The sequence below is a fragment of the Streptomyces sp. NPDC030814 genome (assembly GCF_055572155.1).
Map to the genome: position 1 here is coordinate 1 of NZ_JBVIDX010000012.1, position 13,627 is coordinate 13,627.

Genomic DNA, 13,627 nt, shown 5'->3' on the forward strand with positions numbered 1-13,627 from the left:
CCGAGGGTGTAACCGAAGCCCGGCTCCAGCGGCTCGATCACGAACCGGGAACGGAACTCGTCGACGACCTCTTCGGTCAACGAGGGACGCTGAGCGATCAGCATGTGTGGATCAGATCCTTCTGTCGTGGACGCCCGCTATTTGACGCCCGACGGAAACCACGCCATGGAAAGCGTAGGTACTGCAAGGGTACGGGCGATACGCCCCCGAAGGGTCGTACCGCCCGGCTGTTTACCTGTGGGGGACGACCCCCACACCCCCGGCCAACGAGCGCCGGGGGTCAGCGAACCCGTGAAGCGCCAGGTCAGACGCGACGACGCTTCGGGGGACGGCAGCCGTTGTGCGGGGTGGGCGTGACGTCCTGGATGGAGCCGACCTCGAGACCGGTCGCCTGGAGCGAACGGATGGCCGTCTCACGACCCGAGCCCGGGCCCTTGACGAACACGTCGACCTTGCGCATGCCGTGCTCCTGCGCGCGACGGGCGGCCGACTCGGCGGCCATCTGCGCGGCGAACGGCGTGGACTTCCGGGAGCCCTTGAAGCCGACGTGGCCGGCGGAGGCCCAGGAGATCACGTTGCCCGAGGGGTCCGTGATCGAGACGATCGTGTTGTTGAACGTGCTCTTGATGTGCGCGTGGCCGTGAGCGACGTTCTTCTTTTCCTTGCGGCGCACCTTCTTGGCAGCGCCCTGACGACCCTTGGGGGGCATCTGTACTCCTACGGGAGGTGGTCGGTCCTACAGCGAAGACCGCTGGACGGCGAAGTCCGCTGTGGACTACTTCTTGCCCGGCTTCTTCTTACCGGCGATGGCGCGACGCGGGCCCTTGCGGGTGCGAGCGTTGGTGCTGGTGCGCTGACCGCGGACAGGCAGACCGCGACGGTGACGGAGACCCTGGTAGCAGCCGATCTCCACCTTGCGGCGGATGTCGGCCTGGATCTCGCGACGGAGGTCACCCTCGGTCTTGATGTTGTTGTCGACGTACTCACGAATCGCGACGAGCTGCTCCTCGGAGAGGTCGCGAACGCGGGTGTTCGGGTCGATGCCGGTCTCGGCCAGCGTCTGCTGGGAGAGGGTCCGGCCGATGCCGAACACGTAGGTGAGGGCGACCTCCACGCGCTTGTCGCGCGGGATGTCAACACCGGAAACGCGTGCCATTCAATGGCTCCTGGTGATCTTCGGAGGTCTTCCGCAGAACCGGCTCCCGGCCGCCGTACCAGGTACGAACCGGGTCCCCGGCCTCCGACCGGGGGTGTCAGGCACCTTCGGCGCCTGGGCCCTGCGTATGAACATATTCAGCTCGCGTCGCGCGAATCCCTGCGATATCGATGCAGAGGGAGCGGTCGAACGTGCGTCAGCCCTGGCGCTGCTTGTGGCGCGGGTTCTCGCAGATGACCATGACCCGACCGTGACGGCGGATCACCCTGCACTTGTCGCAGATCTTCTTGACGCTCGGCTTGACCTTCATTGGGTGAGGTTCTCCGGGTCAGTGCCACCACCCGCGTCCCGGAGACCGGGGCACGGAGTGCGGGCAAGATCTACTTGTAGCGGTAGACGATCCGGCCACGCGTCAGGTCGTACGGAGACAGCTCCACCACGACCCGGTCGTCAGGGAGGATGCGGATGTAGTGCATGCGCATCTTGCCGCTGATGTGTGCCAGGACCTGGTGGCCGTTCTGGAGCTCGACCTTGAACATGGCGTTCGGCAGAGACTCGACGACAGTGCCCTCGATCTCGATGGCACCTTGCTTCTTGGCCACGCTTCGCCCTTCGAATCGACTACCTTGATCGACTCTCCGCAACCGCATGAGGACACACGGGCACACGAGAGCCGACGAGTCAGTCTACGTCAGCGCCACCAGAAACACGAATTCGGTATGACTGCCCACTCCGGATGATCCTTATTCCGCCGCACGGCAGCGCCCCTTCGACGGGCCGGAAGCCGGTCGAAGGGGCCCTGGACCGCCGGCGTGGGGTTACCCAAGGGTTGTCCCGTGATCCGCGGTGGATCAGCGCACGGCGTCGGATGCCGGGGGCACGTCCCACGCCGTTCAGGCAGTGGGGCAGCATCGCAAGGCGGAGGGGCATCCGCCTGGATGTATGCGGACGTTCCGACAACGCGGCGAGGTGCCGTAGCCGGCGTCGTGCGCCCGCCGGGGATTACGGGACAGCCCTCAGGCGAGCGGGTCGGGCGCCACCGTGATGCCGTGCTCCGACAGCTTCGCCTTGCCGCCGTCGGGTGCCGTCAGCACCAGGGGCCCCTGCTCGGTCAGGGCCACCGAGTGCTCCCAGTGCGAGGACCACGTGCCGTCCGTCGTCACCACGGTCCAGTCGTCCGAGAGGACCTCCGTCCGCGGCGTGCCCAGGGACACCATCGGCTCGATCGCCAGGCAGAAGCCCGGCACCAGCTTCGGCCCCTTGCCGCGCCGCCGCTCGACGTAGTTCAGCAGATGCGGGTCCATGTGCATCTCCGTGCCGATGCCGTGGCCGCCGTAGTCCTCGACGATCCCGTACTTGCCGCCGCCCGGCTTCGGCTGCCGGCGGATGTACGTCTCGATGGCGCGGGAGATGTCGACGAGCCGGTTCCCCAGCCTCATCGCGGCGATCCCGGCCCACATGGACTCCTCGGTGACCCGCGACAGCTCGATCAGCTCGGGAGCGTGGCCCGAGCCCACGAACGCCGTGTACGCGGCGTCCCCGTGCCAGCCGTCGACGATGGCGCCGCAGTCGATGGAGATGATGTCGCCGTCCTTCAGGACGACGTCGTCGCTCGGGATGCCGTGCACGACGACCTCGTTGACCGACGTGCAGATGGTCGCGGGGAAGCCGCCGTACCCGAGGAAGTTCGACTTCGCGCCGTGCTCGGCGAGCACCTTGCGGGCCACGTCGTCGAGGTCCTTCGTGGAGGCGCCCGGCACGGCCGCCTCACGGGTGGCCGCGTGAATGGCGGCGACGACCAGCCCCGCCTCGCGCATCTTGGCGATCTGCTCGGGGCTCTTGATCTGCACCATGGGGTCCTGCGCTCTCCGTCTTCTCCGCCGTCGGGCGTCCACTGTGCCGCTGGGACCGTCCTCGGCCCACGGCTCGTCCTTCTCGGTGTTCTCGGGGTTCTCGGGGTTCTCGGCGTTGCCTACACAACAGTACGGCCGCGGCGCCCCTGACGGGCACCGCGGCCGACGTACCGCTGACGGCTACTGGCCGTCGTCCTCGCGCTTCAGCGCGTCCATCGCGCGCTGGGTGACCTCTTCCACCTTGCCGAGCGCCGAGATCGTCACCACGAGGCCCTGGGCCTTGTAGTAGTCGATGATCGGCTCGGTCTGGGTGTGGTAGACCTCCAGGCGCTTGCGGACGGTCTCCTCGGAGTCGTCGTCGCGCTGGTAGAGCTCGCCGCCGCAGGCGTCGCACACGCCGTCCTGCTGGGGCTTCTTGTACGTGACGTGGAAGACGTGCGCCGAGTCGTTCCGGCAGATGCGGCGGCCGGCGATCCGCTTGACGACCTCTTCCTCGGGGACCTCGAGGTCCAGCACCGCGTCCAGGGTCATGGACTCTTCCTGGAGCGTCACGTCCAGCGCCTCGGCCTGCGAGACGTTGCGCGGGAAGCCGTCGAGCAGGAAGCCGCCCACGGCGTCCGGCTGCTCCATGCGGTCCTTGGCCATCGCGATGGTGACCTCGTCCGGCACCAGTTCGCCCTTGTCCATGTAGGACTTCGCGAGTTTGCCGAGCTCCGTCTGCTTGCTGATGTTGGCCCGGAACAGGTCGCCCGTGGAGATGTGCGGGATGGACAGGTTCTTGGCGAGGAACGCGGCCTGCGTTCCCTTGCCCGCACCCGGCGGCCCGACGAGGACGATTCGCATCAGCGGAGGAACCCTTCGTAATTGCGCTGCTGGAGCTGGCTCTCGATCTGCTTCACCGTCTCCAGACCCACACCCACGATGATGAGGATGCTGGTACCGCCGAACGGGAAGTTCGCGTTCGCTCCGAAACCGGCCAACGCCATCGTCGGCACAAGAGCGATCAGACCCAAGTACAGCGAACCCGGCCAGGTGATCCGGTTGAGCACATAGGAGAGGTACTCAGCGGTCGGTCGGCCAGCCCGGATGCCCGGGATGAAGCCACCATACTTCTTCATGTTGTCCGCGACTTCCTCGGGGTTGAACGAGATGGCCACGTAGAAGAAGGCGAAGAAGACGATCAGGAAGAAGTAGATCGTGATGTGCACCGGTGCGTCCGGTTGCGCCAGGTTCTTCGTGACCCAGGCGGCCCAGCCGGCCGTCGATCCGGAGAACTGGACGATCAGCGCCGGGATGTAGAGCAGCGACGACGCGAAGATGACCGGGATCACACCCGCCTGGTTCACCTTCAGCGGGATGTACGTCGAGGTACCGCCGTAGGACCGGCGGCCGATCATGCGCTTCGCGTACTGCACCGGGATGCGGCGCTGGGCCTGCTCGACGAAGACCACCAGCGCGACCATCACGAAGCCGACCGCGATGACGGTGCCGAACTCGATCCAGCCGTCCGCCAGGTCGCCCTGCTCCTTGATGGCCCACAGCGCGGCCGGGAAGGTGGCGGCGATCGAGATGAACATCAGGATCGACATGCCGTTGCCGATGCCGCGGTCGGTGATGAGCTCACCGAGCCACATGACGAGCGCCGTGCCGGCGGTCATCGTGATGACCATGACGATGGTGGTGAAGATCGCCGGGTCCGGCACGACCTGCTGGGCCTGCGGGCAGTTCGGGAAGAGCGAACCGCTGCGGGCCGTGGCGACCAGGCCGGTGCCCTGAAGGATCGCCAGCGCCACGGTCAGGTACCGCGTGTACTGCGTGATCTTCGCCGTACCGGACTGACCCTCCTTCTTGAGGGCCTCGAGGCGCGGGATCACCACGGTCAGCAGCTGCAGGATGATGCTCGCGGTGATGTACGGCATGATGCCGAGCGCGAAGATCGTGATCTGCAGCAGCGCACCACCACTGAACATGTTGACCAGACCGAAGAGGCCCGTGGTGGACTTCTGCGCATCGATGCAGGCCTGGACAGCGGTGTAGTCGATACCGGGGATCGGGACGTGCGTGCCGATCCGGTAGATCACGATGATGCCGAGCGTGAAGAGCAGCTTCTTGCGCAGGTCGGGCGTCTTGAACGCCCGGGCGAACGCGGTGAGCACGGTTCCTCCTGCGACCCCCGCGACGCGCGCGGTAGGGACTAGTCGTTTCAACAGGGCCCGGTGGGCCGAACGATGTTTTCTACCACCCCGACACCGAACGGCTTTCCTCGCGCGGGCACAGGTGGACCTCACGGACTCTAACAGTGCCTGTGCAGCCAGGTGAAGTTCGCTTGCGCGGCGAGCAATTCGCGGTCACCCGCCGTCCACCGGATCCCGTCACGCGTTCGAACCCCGCACACCGGACGGGATCTTCCGCCGAGCGTCTCCCCCTGTCACCGACCACGACGGCGAACCGGAAGAAACGGCACAGATCACTCGCCGGGCTCCGCACTCGCCGCGCGGAAAGCTACCGCACAGTCACCACGATGTACGACGAATCCTCGTCCGCCGGAGTTCCCGGCCGGACGGCGCCGGGAGGGCCGACCGCGGCCATTTCGCGCCGGGTGAACGCCGAAGGCCGAGCGGCTCCCCCCGTGAGGGGAACCACCCGGCCTTCGTACGTGCTGCGCGGCGCGGCCGCCCGGGCTCAGATGAGCTCGGTGACGCTGCCGCCGGCGGCGGTGATCTTCTCCTTGGCGGAGCCGGAGACGGCGTCGACCGTCACCTGCAGCGCCACGGAGATCTCGCCCTGGCCGAGGACCTTGACGAGGCTGTTCTTGCGAACGGCACCCTTGGCCACCAGACCCTCGACGGTGACCTCGCCACCCTCGGGGTAGAGCGCGGCCAGCTTGTCGAGGTTCACGACCTGGAACTCGGTCTTGAACGGGTTCTTGAAGCCCTTCAGCTTCGGGAGACGCATGTGGAGGGGCATCTGGCCACCCTCGAAGCGCTCCGGAACCTGGTAGCGGGCCTTCGTGCCCTTGGTACCACGACCCGCCGTCTTACCCTTCGAGGCCTCACCACGACCGACACGGGTCTTGGCGGTCTTGGCGCCCGGGGCGGGACGGAGGTTGTGGATCTTGAGCGGGTTGTTCTCCGCCATGATCAGTCGACCTCCTCGACCGTCACGAGGTGGCGGACGGTGTGCACCATGCCGCGGAACTCGGGGCGGTCCTCCTTGACGACCTGCGTGTTGATGCCCTTGAGACCAAGGGAGCGCAGGGTGTCACGGTGGTTCTGCTTGCTGCCGATGTAGGACTTGACCTGCGTGATCTTGAGCTGCGCCATGATCACACACCCGCCCCGGCACGCGCACGGAGAAGAGCCGCGGGGGCGACGTCCTCGAGCGGCAGACCACGGCGGGCCGCGATCTCCTCGGGACGCTGCAGGCCCTTCAGGGCCTCCACGGTCGCGTGCACGATGTTGATCGCGTTGTCGGAGCCGAGCGACTTCGACAGCACGTCGTGGATACCGGCGCACTCGAGCACGGCACGCACCGGACCACCGGCGATAACACCGGTACCGGGGGACGCGGGCTTCAGCAGCACGACGCCGGCAGCCTTCTCACCCTGGATGGGGTGCGGGATGGTGCCCTGGATACGGGGGACCTTGAAGAAGTGCTTCTTGGCCTCCTCAACGCCCTTGGCGATGGCGGCCGGCACCTCCTTGGCCTTGCCGTAACCGACACCCACGGTGCCGTCACCGTCGCCCACCACGACCAGCGCGGTGAAGCTGAAGCGACGACCACCCTTCACAACCTTGGCGACGCGGTTGATCGCGACGACGCGCTCAACGTACGCGGTCTTCTCGGCGGCAGCAGCGCCGCCGTCACGGCCCTTCCGGTCCCGCCGCTCGCCGCCACCGGCACCGCTTCCGCGGCGCTGGGGTCCAGCCATTGGATTACCTCTCTCTTTCCGCTAGCTACAAGCGGCTCAGAACTTGAGCCCGGCTTCGCGGGCGGCGTCGGCCAGGGCCGCGATGCGACCCGCGTACCGGTTACCACCACGGTCGAACACGACGGCCTCGACACCAGCGGCCTTGGCACGCTCGGCGACCAGGGCGCCGACCTTGCCGGCCTGCGCCGACTTGTCGTCGTCGTTGCCACGGATCGACGCGTCCAGAGTGGAGGCCGACGCAAGGGTGTGACCCTTGAGGTCGTCGATCACCTGGGCCACGATGTGGCGGTTCGAGCGGGTCACGACCAGGCGGGGACGCTCAGCCGTACCGTTGACCTTCTTACGGATACGGATGTGGCGCCGCTTGATGGCAGCACGCTTGTAAGCGTCGCCCTTAGCGATCTTCGTGCCGTATGCCATGGCTTACTTACCCGCCTTTCCGACCTTGCGGCGGATGACTTCGCCCTCGTACTTGACGCCCTTGGCCTTGTACGGGTCGGGCTTGCGCAGCTTGCGGATGTTGGCCGCAACCTCGCCGACCTTCTGCTTGTCGATGCCCTCGACCTGGAAGCGGGTCGGGGTCTCCACCTTGAAGGTGATGCCCTCGGGCGCCTCGACGGTGATCGGGTGGCTGTAGCCGAGCGCGAACTCGAGGTTCGAGCCCTTGGCGGTCACGCGGTAACCGACACCGCTGATCTCGAGCTTCTTCACGTAACCCTGGGTCACGCCGGTGATCATGTTCGCCACCAGCGTGCGGGACAGGCCGTGCAGGGCCTTGCTCTGACGCTCGTCGTTGGGGCGGGTGACGTTCAGGACGCCGTCCTCACCCTTGGCGATCTCGATCGGCGACACGACGGTGTGGGTCAGCGTGCCCTTGGGGCCCTTGACCGAGACCGTCTGGCCGTCGATGGTGACGTCCACGCCGGCGGGAACCGTGATGGGGAGCTTGCCAATACGCGACATAGCTGTTTCCTCCGTTCCCTTCCGCTACCAGACGTAGGCGAGGACTTCCCCACCCACGCCCTTCTTGCCGGCCTGCTTGTCGGTGAGGAGCCCGTGGGACGTGGAGATGATCGCCACGCCGAGGCCGCCGAGCACCTTGGGCAGGTTGGTGGACTTCGCGTACACCCGGAGACCGGGCTTGGAGATCCGCTTGATGCCCGCGATGGAGCGCTCACGGTTGGGGCCGAACTTCAGCTCCAGGACGAGGTTCTTGCCGACCTCGGCGTCCTCGACCTTCCAGCCCGTGATGAAGCCCTCCTGCTGGAGGATCTCCGCGATGTGCGACTTGATCTTCGATGCCGGCATCGTCACGGAGTCGTGGTATGCCGAGTTCGCGTTCCGCAGACGCGTAAGCATGTCTGCGATCGGATCAGTCATGGTCATGAATTGGCCTTCGGCCTCTCTCGCCGGGGTTTCCTGGTGCGCCATCCCTCTCCCCGATCCGAGACGGGACGGGTGCGGCGCGGTGGACCTACGGCGTAGTAAGTCGTACGGGCGACTGTCAGGCGCCCAACCCTCCCAGCCTAAGCCATGGAGGGGAGGGCGCCTGACACGCCCAGTGCTTACCGAGAGCTTCCGGAATCCCTAAAAGGCGGGATTACCAGGAGCTCTTGGTCACGCCCGGCAGCTCGCCACGGTGAGCCATCTCACGGAGGCACACGCGGCACAGGCCGAACTTGCGGTACACGGAGTGCGGACGGCCACACCGCTGGCAGCGGGTGTAGCCGCGCACGGCGAACTTCGGCTTGCGGGCAGCCTTCGCGATCAGTGCCTTCTTCGCCATCTCGCTCACGCCTCCTTGAAGGGGAAGCCGAGGTGACGAAGGAGCGCGCGGCCCTCAGCGTCGTTGGTCGCCGTGGTCACCACGGTGATGTCCATACCCCGGGTGCGGTCGATCTTGTCCTGGTCGATCTCGTGGAACATGACCTGCTCGGTGAGACCGAAGGTGTAGTTGCCACGGCCGTCGAACTGCTTGGGGGACAGGCCGCGGAAGTCGCGGATGCGCGGGAGCGCGAGCGACAGGGTGCGGTCCAGGAACTCCCACATGCGGTCGCCACGGAGCGTGACGTGGGCACCGATCGGCTGGCCCTCACGCAGCTTGAACTGCGCGATGGACTTGCGGGCCTTGGTGACGGCCGGCTTCTGACCGGTGATCGTGGTGAGGTCGCGGATGGCGCCCTCGATCAGCTTGGAGTCGCGGGCGGCGTCGCCCACACCCATGTTGACCACGATCTTGACGAGGCCGGGGATCTGCATGACGTTCTCGTACTTGAACTCGTCACGCAGCTTGCCCGCGATCTCCTCGCGGTACTTCGTCTTCAGACGCGGAGTGGTGGTGGTAGCCATCAGATGTCCTCACCCGTCCGCTTGGCAACGCGGATCTTGTTGCCTTCGTCGTCGAAGCGGTAACCGACGCGGGTCACGACCTTCTTGCCGTCCTTCTCCACGACCAGCTGGACGTTGGAGACGTGGATCGGCGCCTCGGTGGTGACGATGCCGCCGGCCTGCGAACCGCGAGCCGTCGGACCGGCCTTGGTGTGCTTCTTGACCCGGTTGACACCCTCGACCAGGACGCGGTCCTCGCGGGGGAAGGCCGCGATGACCTTGCCCTGCTTGCCCTTGTCCTTACCGGTGATGACCTGGACCAGGTCGCCCTTCTTGATCTTCATGCTTACAGCACCTCCGGCGCGAGCGAGATGATCTTCATGAACTTCTTCTCGCGCAGCTCACGGCCGACGGGGCCGAAGATACGGGTGCCGCGAGGGTCGCCGTCGTTCTTCAGAATGACGGCGGCGTTCTCGTCGAAGCGGATGTACGAGCCGTCCGGACGGCGGCGCTCCTTGACGGTGCGAACGATGACCGCCTTGACGACGTCACCCTTCTTCACGTTGCCACCGGGGATCGCGTCCTTGACGGTGGCGACGATGACGTCACCGATGCCCGCGTAGCGGCGACCGGAGCCACCGAGCACACGGATGCAAAGGATTTCCTTCGCACCAGTGTTGTCGGCGACACGCAGTCGCGACTCCTGCTGGATCACGTCTATCTCCTGATTGTCTGCCGGTTCCCTCCGGGAGTTGGCCGGAGAGCCTGGCGGAACCGTCCTGCCGGGATACCCCCGCAGGAATTACGTGCCGGACCGGCCGGGGGGCGGTGAGCGGCTCTCGCGACGAGCGCGAGTGCTTCACGCACCTCGGCCGGGTTCCCGGCGGCGGCTCCGTAAGTCGTTTCACGGAGCTCGCCGGGCGGCGGTCTTCTGTTCGGTCTGGCGAAACCCGCGCCGGGAGCGACCCCTCGGACCGCAGTCCTGGGCCGGTCCCCCGGCGGGGCAGCGGGGCGAACCCCGCTTGATTACTTCGCCTTCTCGAGGATCTCGACGACGCGCCAGTGCTTCGTGGCGGACAGCGGCCGGGTCTCCATCAGGAGGACGCGGTCGCCGACGCCGGCGGCGTTCTGCTCGTCGTGCGCCTTGAGCTTGCTCGTGCTGCGGATGACCTTGCCGTACAGGGCGTGCTTCTTGCGGTCCTCGACGGCGACGACGACGGTCTTGTCCATCTTGTCGCTGACGACGATGCCCTCACGGGTCTTGCGGAAGCCCCGCGCCTCAGTGTTCGTCTCAGTCACGTTGTTCTCGCTCATCAGGCGTTCTCCACCGTTTCGATGCCCAGCTCACGCTCGCGCATCAGGGTGTAGATCCGCGCGATGTCCTTGCGGACCGCCTTCAGACGGCCGTGGTTCTCGAGCTGTCCGGTCGCCGCCTGGAAGCGGAGGTTGAACAGCTCTTCCTTGGCCTCGCGGAGCTTCGCCAGAAGCTCCTCGTTGCCCAGCTCGCGCAGCTCGGACGCCTTGGTACCGGCCGACATCACGCTTCACCTGCCTCGCGCTTGACGATCCGGCACTTCATCGGCAGCTTGTGGGCGGCGCGAGTCAGGGCCTCACGGGCGATCTTCTCGTTGGGGTACGACAGCTCGAACATCACGCGTCCGGGCTTGACGTTGGCGATCCACCACTCCGGAGAACCCTTACCGGAACCCATGCGGGTCTCGGCAGGCTTCTTGGTGAGGGGACGGTCCGGGTAGATGTTGATCCAGACCTTGCCACCACGCTTGATGTGACGCGTCATGGCGATACGAGCGGCCTCGATCTGGCGGTTCGTCACATACGCCGGGGTGAGCGCCTGGATGCCGTACTCGCCGAACGCAACCTGCGTGCCACCCTTGGCAGCGCCGTTGCGCTTGGGGTGGTGCTGCTTGCGGTGCTTGACCCTACGGGGGATCAGCATGTCGGTCAGGCCTCCGTTCCGGAGCTCTCAGACGGAGCAGTGGCGGCGGCAGCCGCCGAGGACTCCGTCTTGGGGGCCTCGGCGCCGGCAGCCTGCTGCGGCTTGCGACCGCGCCGCTCGCCACCGCGGCCACCACGGGCCGGGCGGTCGGCACCACCGCGGGCCGGGCGGTTACCCGCACGGGCAGCGGCGTTCTCGGCGCGGACCTCGGCGATGTTCTTGACGTCGCCCTTGTAGATCCAGACCTTCACACCGATGCGGCCGAAGGTCGTCTTGGCCTCGAAGAAGCCGTAGTCCACGTTCGCGCGGAGCGTGTGCAGGGGCACACGGCCCTCGCGGTAGAACTCCGAGCGGGACATCTCGGCGCCGCCGAGGCGGCCACCGCACTGGATCTTGATGCCCTTGGCGCCGGCCTTCATGGCGGACTGCATGCTCTTGCGCATGGCCCGACGGAAGGAGACGCGGGAGGACAGCTGCTCGGCGACGGCCTGAGCAACCAGCTGAGCGTCGGTCTCGGGGTTCTTGACCTCGAGGATGTTCAGCTGGACCTGCTTGCCCGTCAGCTTCTCCAGCTGACCGCGGATCTTGTCGGCCTCCGCGCCGCGGCGGCCGATGACGATGCCCGGACGCGCGGTGTGGATGTCGACGCGGACACGGTCACGGGTGCGCTCGATCTCCACCTTGGAGATACCGGCGCGCTCCATGCCGGACGTCAGCATCCGACGGATGGCGACGTCTTCCTTGACGTAGTCCTTGTACAGCTTGTCGGCGTACCACCGGGACTTGAAGTCCGTGGTGACACCGAGCCGGAACCCATGCGGGTTAACCTTCTGGCCCATTACCGGGTTCCTTCCTTGCTGCTGACGACCACGGTGATGTGGCTGGTCCGCTTGCGGATCCGGTAGGCACGGCCCTGGGCGCGCGGCCGGAACCGCTTCAGGGTCGGACCCTCGTCGACGTACGCCTCGCTGATGAACAGCGAGTTGGCGTCCGTGTGGTCGTAGTTGTGCGCGGCGTTGGCAATGGCGCTGTCGAGCACCTTGCCGACGGGCACGGAGGCGGCCTGCGGAGCGAATCGCAGGACCGCCTGAGCCTCCGTGGCGTCCATGCCACGGATAAGGTCCACCACGCGGCGGGCCTTCATGGGCGTGACGCGGATGTACCGCGCCTGGGCCCTGGCTTCCATGGTTGTCCCTTCAGTTACTTACGTGTCTGAATGCGATCCGCTACTAGCGGCGCTTCGACTTCCGGTCTTCCTTGACGTGACCCCGGAAGGTGCGCGTCGGCGAGAACTCGCCGAGCTTGTGGCCGACCATCGACTCGGTGACGAACACCGGGATGTGGGTCTTGCCGTTGTGCACCGCGATCGTGTGGCCGAGCATGGCCGGGACGATCATCGAGCGACGGGACCAGGTCTTGATGACGTTCTTGGTGCCGGCTTCGTTCTGGGCGTCCACCTTCTTGATCAGGTGGTCGTCGACGAAGGGCCCCTTCTTGAGACTGCGCGGCATCTAAACCCGCTCCTAGCGCTTCTTGTTCGTCTTGCGGCGGCGGACGATGTACTTGTTCGACGCCTTCTTGGGCGAACGAGTACGACCTTCCTTCTGACCCCAGGGGCTGACCGGGTGGCGACCACCGGAGGTCTTGCCCTCACCACCACCGTGGGGGTGGTCAACCGGGTTCATCGCCACACCGCGAACGGTCGGGCGGACGCCCAGCCAGCGCTTGCGGCCGGCCTTGCCCCAGTTGATGTTGCTCTGCTCGGCGTTGCCGACCTCGCCGACGGTGGCGCGGCAGCGCACGTCGACCAGGCGGATCTCACCGGAGGGCATGCGGAGGTGGGCGTAGGCGCCCTCCTTCGCGAGCAGCTGCACGGAGGCACCGGCGGAGCGGGCGAACTTGGCACCGCCACCGGGACGGAGCTCGATCGCGTGGATCGTGGTACCGACCGGGATGTTGCGGAGGGCCAGGTTGTTGCCCGGCTTGATGTCGGCCCCGGGACCGTTCTCGACGCGGTCACCCTGCTGCAGGTTGCGCGGGGCGAGGATGTAGCGCTTCTCGCCGTCGGCGTAGTGCAGCAGCGCGATGCGCGCGGTGCGGTTGGGGTCGTACTCGATGTGCGCGACCTTCGCCGGCACGCCGTCCTTGTCGTGACGACGGAAGTCGATCACTCGGTAGGCGCGCTTGTGTCCGCCACCCTGGTGGCGAACGGTCACACGACCGGCGTTGTTACGGCCGCCCTTGCTGTGCAGGGGGCGGACCAGCGACTTCTCCGGCGTGGACCGCGTGATCTCGACGAAGTCGGCGACGCTGGAGCCACGGCGGCCCGGCGTAGTCGGCTTGTACTTGCGGATACCCATTGTCTCTCAGTCCTCGGAAGTTTCCGATTATCTGGACGCTCC

General features: G+C 66.6%; 24 protein-coding genes and 1 pseudogene. All 25 read right to left on the minus strand.

The window, feature by feature from the left end:
- Positions 1 to 104 (minus strand): annotated as a pseudogene (locus ACZ43N_RS24380) (DNA-directed RNA polymerase subunit alpha); the annotation flags it as partial.
- A 200-nt stretch (positions 105 to 304) separates the two neighbouring features.
- On the minus strand, positions 305 to 709 hold the full coding sequence (rpsK, locus tag ACZ43N_RS24385; RefSeq protein WP_003956432.1) for a 30S ribosomal protein S11: 405 nt from the start codon (positions 707 to 709) through the stop codon (positions 305 to 307).
- Positions 710 to 775: 66 nt separating this feature from the next.
- Positions 776 to 1,156: a 30S ribosomal protein S13 gene (rpsM, locus tag ACZ43N_RS24390; protein WP_030571236.1), complete on the minus strand. Its 381-nt coding sequence runs from the start codon at positions 1,154 to 1,156 to the stop codon at positions 776 to 778.
- Between the two features lie 196 nt (positions 1,157 to 1,352).
- The gene (gene rpmJ / locus ACZ43N_RS24395) at positions 1,353 to 1,466 is read right to left on the minus strand and encodes a 50S ribosomal protein L36 (protein ID WP_003998809.1); all 114 of its coding nucleotides are present in this window, start codon (positions 1,464 to 1,466) and stop codon (positions 1,353 to 1,355) included.
- A gap of 70 nt (positions 1,467 to 1,536) precedes the next feature.
- The gene (gene infA / locus ACZ43N_RS24400; protein ID WP_003948620.1) at positions 1,537 to 1,758 is read right to left on the minus strand and encodes a translation initiation factor IF-1; all 222 of its coding nucleotides are present in this window, start codon (positions 1,756 to 1,758) and stop codon (positions 1,537 to 1,539) included.
- A gap of 414 nt (positions 1,759 to 2,172) precedes the next feature.
- Positions 2,173 to 3,009, minus strand: a complete 837-nt coding sequence (map, locus tag ACZ43N_RS24405; RefSeq protein WP_468100352.1) for a type I methionyl aminopeptidase — start codon at positions 3,007 to 3,009, stop codon at positions 2,173 to 2,175.
- Between the two features lie 180 nt (positions 3,010 to 3,189).
- Positions 3,190 to 3,852 (minus strand): adenylate kinase, encoded by a 663-nt coding sequence (locus ACZ43N_RS24410; protein WP_468100353.1) that lies wholly within the window; start codon positions 3,850 to 3,852, stop codon positions 3,190 to 3,192.
- Positions 3,852 to 5,165, minus strand: a complete 1,314-nt coding sequence (gene secY, locus ACZ43N_RS24415; RefSeq protein ID WP_468100354.1) for a preprotein translocase subunit SecY — start codon at positions 5,163 to 5,165, stop codon at positions 3,852 to 3,854. Before secY ends, ACZ43N_RS24410 begins: the two co-directional genes overlap by 1 nt.
- Before the next feature lie 526 nt (positions 5,166 to 5,691).
- Positions 5,692 to 6,147, minus strand: coding sequence for a 50S ribosomal protein L15 (gene rplO, locus ACZ43N_RS24420; protein ID WP_055517269.1), 456 nt, complete (start codon positions 6,145 to 6,147; stop codon positions 5,692 to 5,694).
- Positions 6,148 to 6,149: 2 nt separating this feature from the next.
- Entirely contained in the window at positions 6,150 to 6,332 is a 183-nt protein-coding gene (rpmD, locus tag ACZ43N_RS24425; protein WP_003974250.1) for a 50S ribosomal protein L30, read from the minus strand.
- A 2-nt stretch (positions 6,333 to 6,334) separates the two neighbouring features.
- Entirely contained in the window at positions 6,335 to 6,940 is a 606-nt protein-coding gene (gene rpsE / locus ACZ43N_RS24430; RefSeq protein ID WP_058923758.1) for a 30S ribosomal protein S5, read from the minus strand.
- 36 nt (positions 6,941 to 6,976) lie between these two features.
- On the minus strand, positions 6,977 to 7,360 hold the full coding sequence (gene rplR, locus ACZ43N_RS24435) for a 50S ribosomal protein L18 (RefSeq protein ID WP_468100356.1): 384 nt from the start codon (positions 7,358 to 7,360) through the stop codon (positions 6,977 to 6,979).
- 3 nt (positions 7,361 to 7,363) lie between these two features.
- Positions 7,364 to 7,903 (minus strand): 50S ribosomal protein L6, encoded by a 540-nt coding sequence (gene rplF, locus ACZ43N_RS24440; RefSeq protein ID WP_468074821.1) that lies wholly within the window; start codon positions 7,901 to 7,903, stop codon positions 7,364 to 7,366.
- Between the two features lie 24 nt (positions 7,904 to 7,927).
- Entirely contained in the window at positions 7,928 to 8,326 is a 399-nt protein-coding gene (gene rpsH / locus ACZ43N_RS24445) for a 30S ribosomal protein S8 (protein ID WP_007384075.1), read from the minus strand.
- Positions 8,327 to 8,540: 214 nt separating this feature from the next.
- Entirely contained in the window at positions 8,541 to 8,726 is a 186-nt protein-coding gene (locus ACZ43N_RS24450; RefSeq protein ID WP_049567381.1) for a type Z 30S ribosomal protein S14, read from the minus strand.
- Positions 8,727 to 8,731: 5 nt separating this feature from the next.
- Positions 8,732 to 9,289 (minus strand): 50S ribosomal protein L5, encoded by a 558-nt coding sequence (rplE, locus tag ACZ43N_RS24455; RefSeq protein WP_020135807.1) that lies wholly within the window; start codon positions 9,287 to 9,289, stop codon positions 8,732 to 8,734.
- Positions 9,289 to 9,612 carry a 50S ribosomal protein L24 gene (rplX, locus tag ACZ43N_RS24460; RefSeq protein WP_010036713.1) on the minus strand — a complete coding sequence of 108 codons (324 nt, stop codon included), beginning with the start codon at positions 9,610 to 9,612 and terminating at the stop codon, positions 9,289 to 9,291. Before rplX ends, rplE begins: the two co-directional genes overlap by 1 nt.
- 2 nt (positions 9,613 to 9,614) lie before the next feature.
- The gene (gene rplN, locus ACZ43N_RS24465) at positions 9,615 to 9,983 is read right to left on the minus strand and encodes a 50S ribosomal protein L14 (RefSeq protein WP_003998823.1); all 369 of its coding nucleotides are present in this window, start codon (positions 9,981 to 9,983) and stop codon (positions 9,615 to 9,617) included.
- A 311-nt stretch (positions 9,984 to 10,294) separates the two neighbouring features.
- Positions 10,295 to 10,582, minus strand: coding sequence for a 30S ribosomal protein S17 (gene rpsQ, locus ACZ43N_RS24470; RefSeq protein WP_006130775.1), 288 nt, complete (start codon positions 10,580 to 10,582; stop codon positions 10,295 to 10,297).
- Positions 10,582 to 10,806 (minus strand): 50S ribosomal protein L29, encoded by a 225-nt coding sequence (gene rpmC / locus ACZ43N_RS24475; RefSeq protein ID WP_007494763.1) that lies wholly within the window; start codon positions 10,804 to 10,806, stop codon positions 10,582 to 10,584. Before rpmC ends, rpsQ begins: the two co-directional genes overlap by 1 nt.
- Positions 10,806 to 11,225: a 50S ribosomal protein L16 gene (gene rplP, locus ACZ43N_RS24480; RefSeq protein ID WP_055710749.1), complete on the minus strand. Its 420-nt coding sequence runs from the start codon at positions 11,223 to 11,225 to the stop codon at positions 10,806 to 10,808. Before rplP ends, rpmC begins: the two co-directional genes overlap by 1 nt.
- Before the next feature lie 5 nt (positions 11,226 to 11,230).
- Positions 11,231 to 12,064, minus strand: coding sequence for a 30S ribosomal protein S3 (gene rpsC, locus ACZ43N_RS24485; protein WP_468100358.1), 834 nt, complete (start codon positions 12,062 to 12,064; stop codon positions 11,231 to 11,233).
- Complete coding sequence (gene rplV / locus ACZ43N_RS24490; protein ID WP_055517281.1) at positions 12,064 to 12,411, minus strand: 50S ribosomal protein L22; 348 nt, start codon at positions 12,409 to 12,411, stop codon at positions 12,064 to 12,066. The genes rpsC and rplV overlap by 1 nt, the downstream gene beginning before the upstream one ends.
- A 43-nt stretch (positions 12,412 to 12,454) precedes the next feature.
- The gene (gene rpsS / locus ACZ43N_RS24495) at positions 12,455 to 12,736 is read right to left on the minus strand and encodes a 30S ribosomal protein S19 (protein WP_004984529.1); all 282 of its coding nucleotides are present in this window, start codon (positions 12,734 to 12,736) and stop codon (positions 12,455 to 12,457) included.
- A 12-nt stretch (positions 12,737 to 12,748) separates the two neighbouring features.
- Entirely contained in the window at positions 12,749 to 13,585 is an 837-nt protein-coding gene (rplB, locus tag ACZ43N_RS24500) for a 50S ribosomal protein L2 (RefSeq protein ID WP_055517283.1), read from the minus strand.
- Positions 13,586 to 13,627 lie beyond the last annotated feature (42 nt).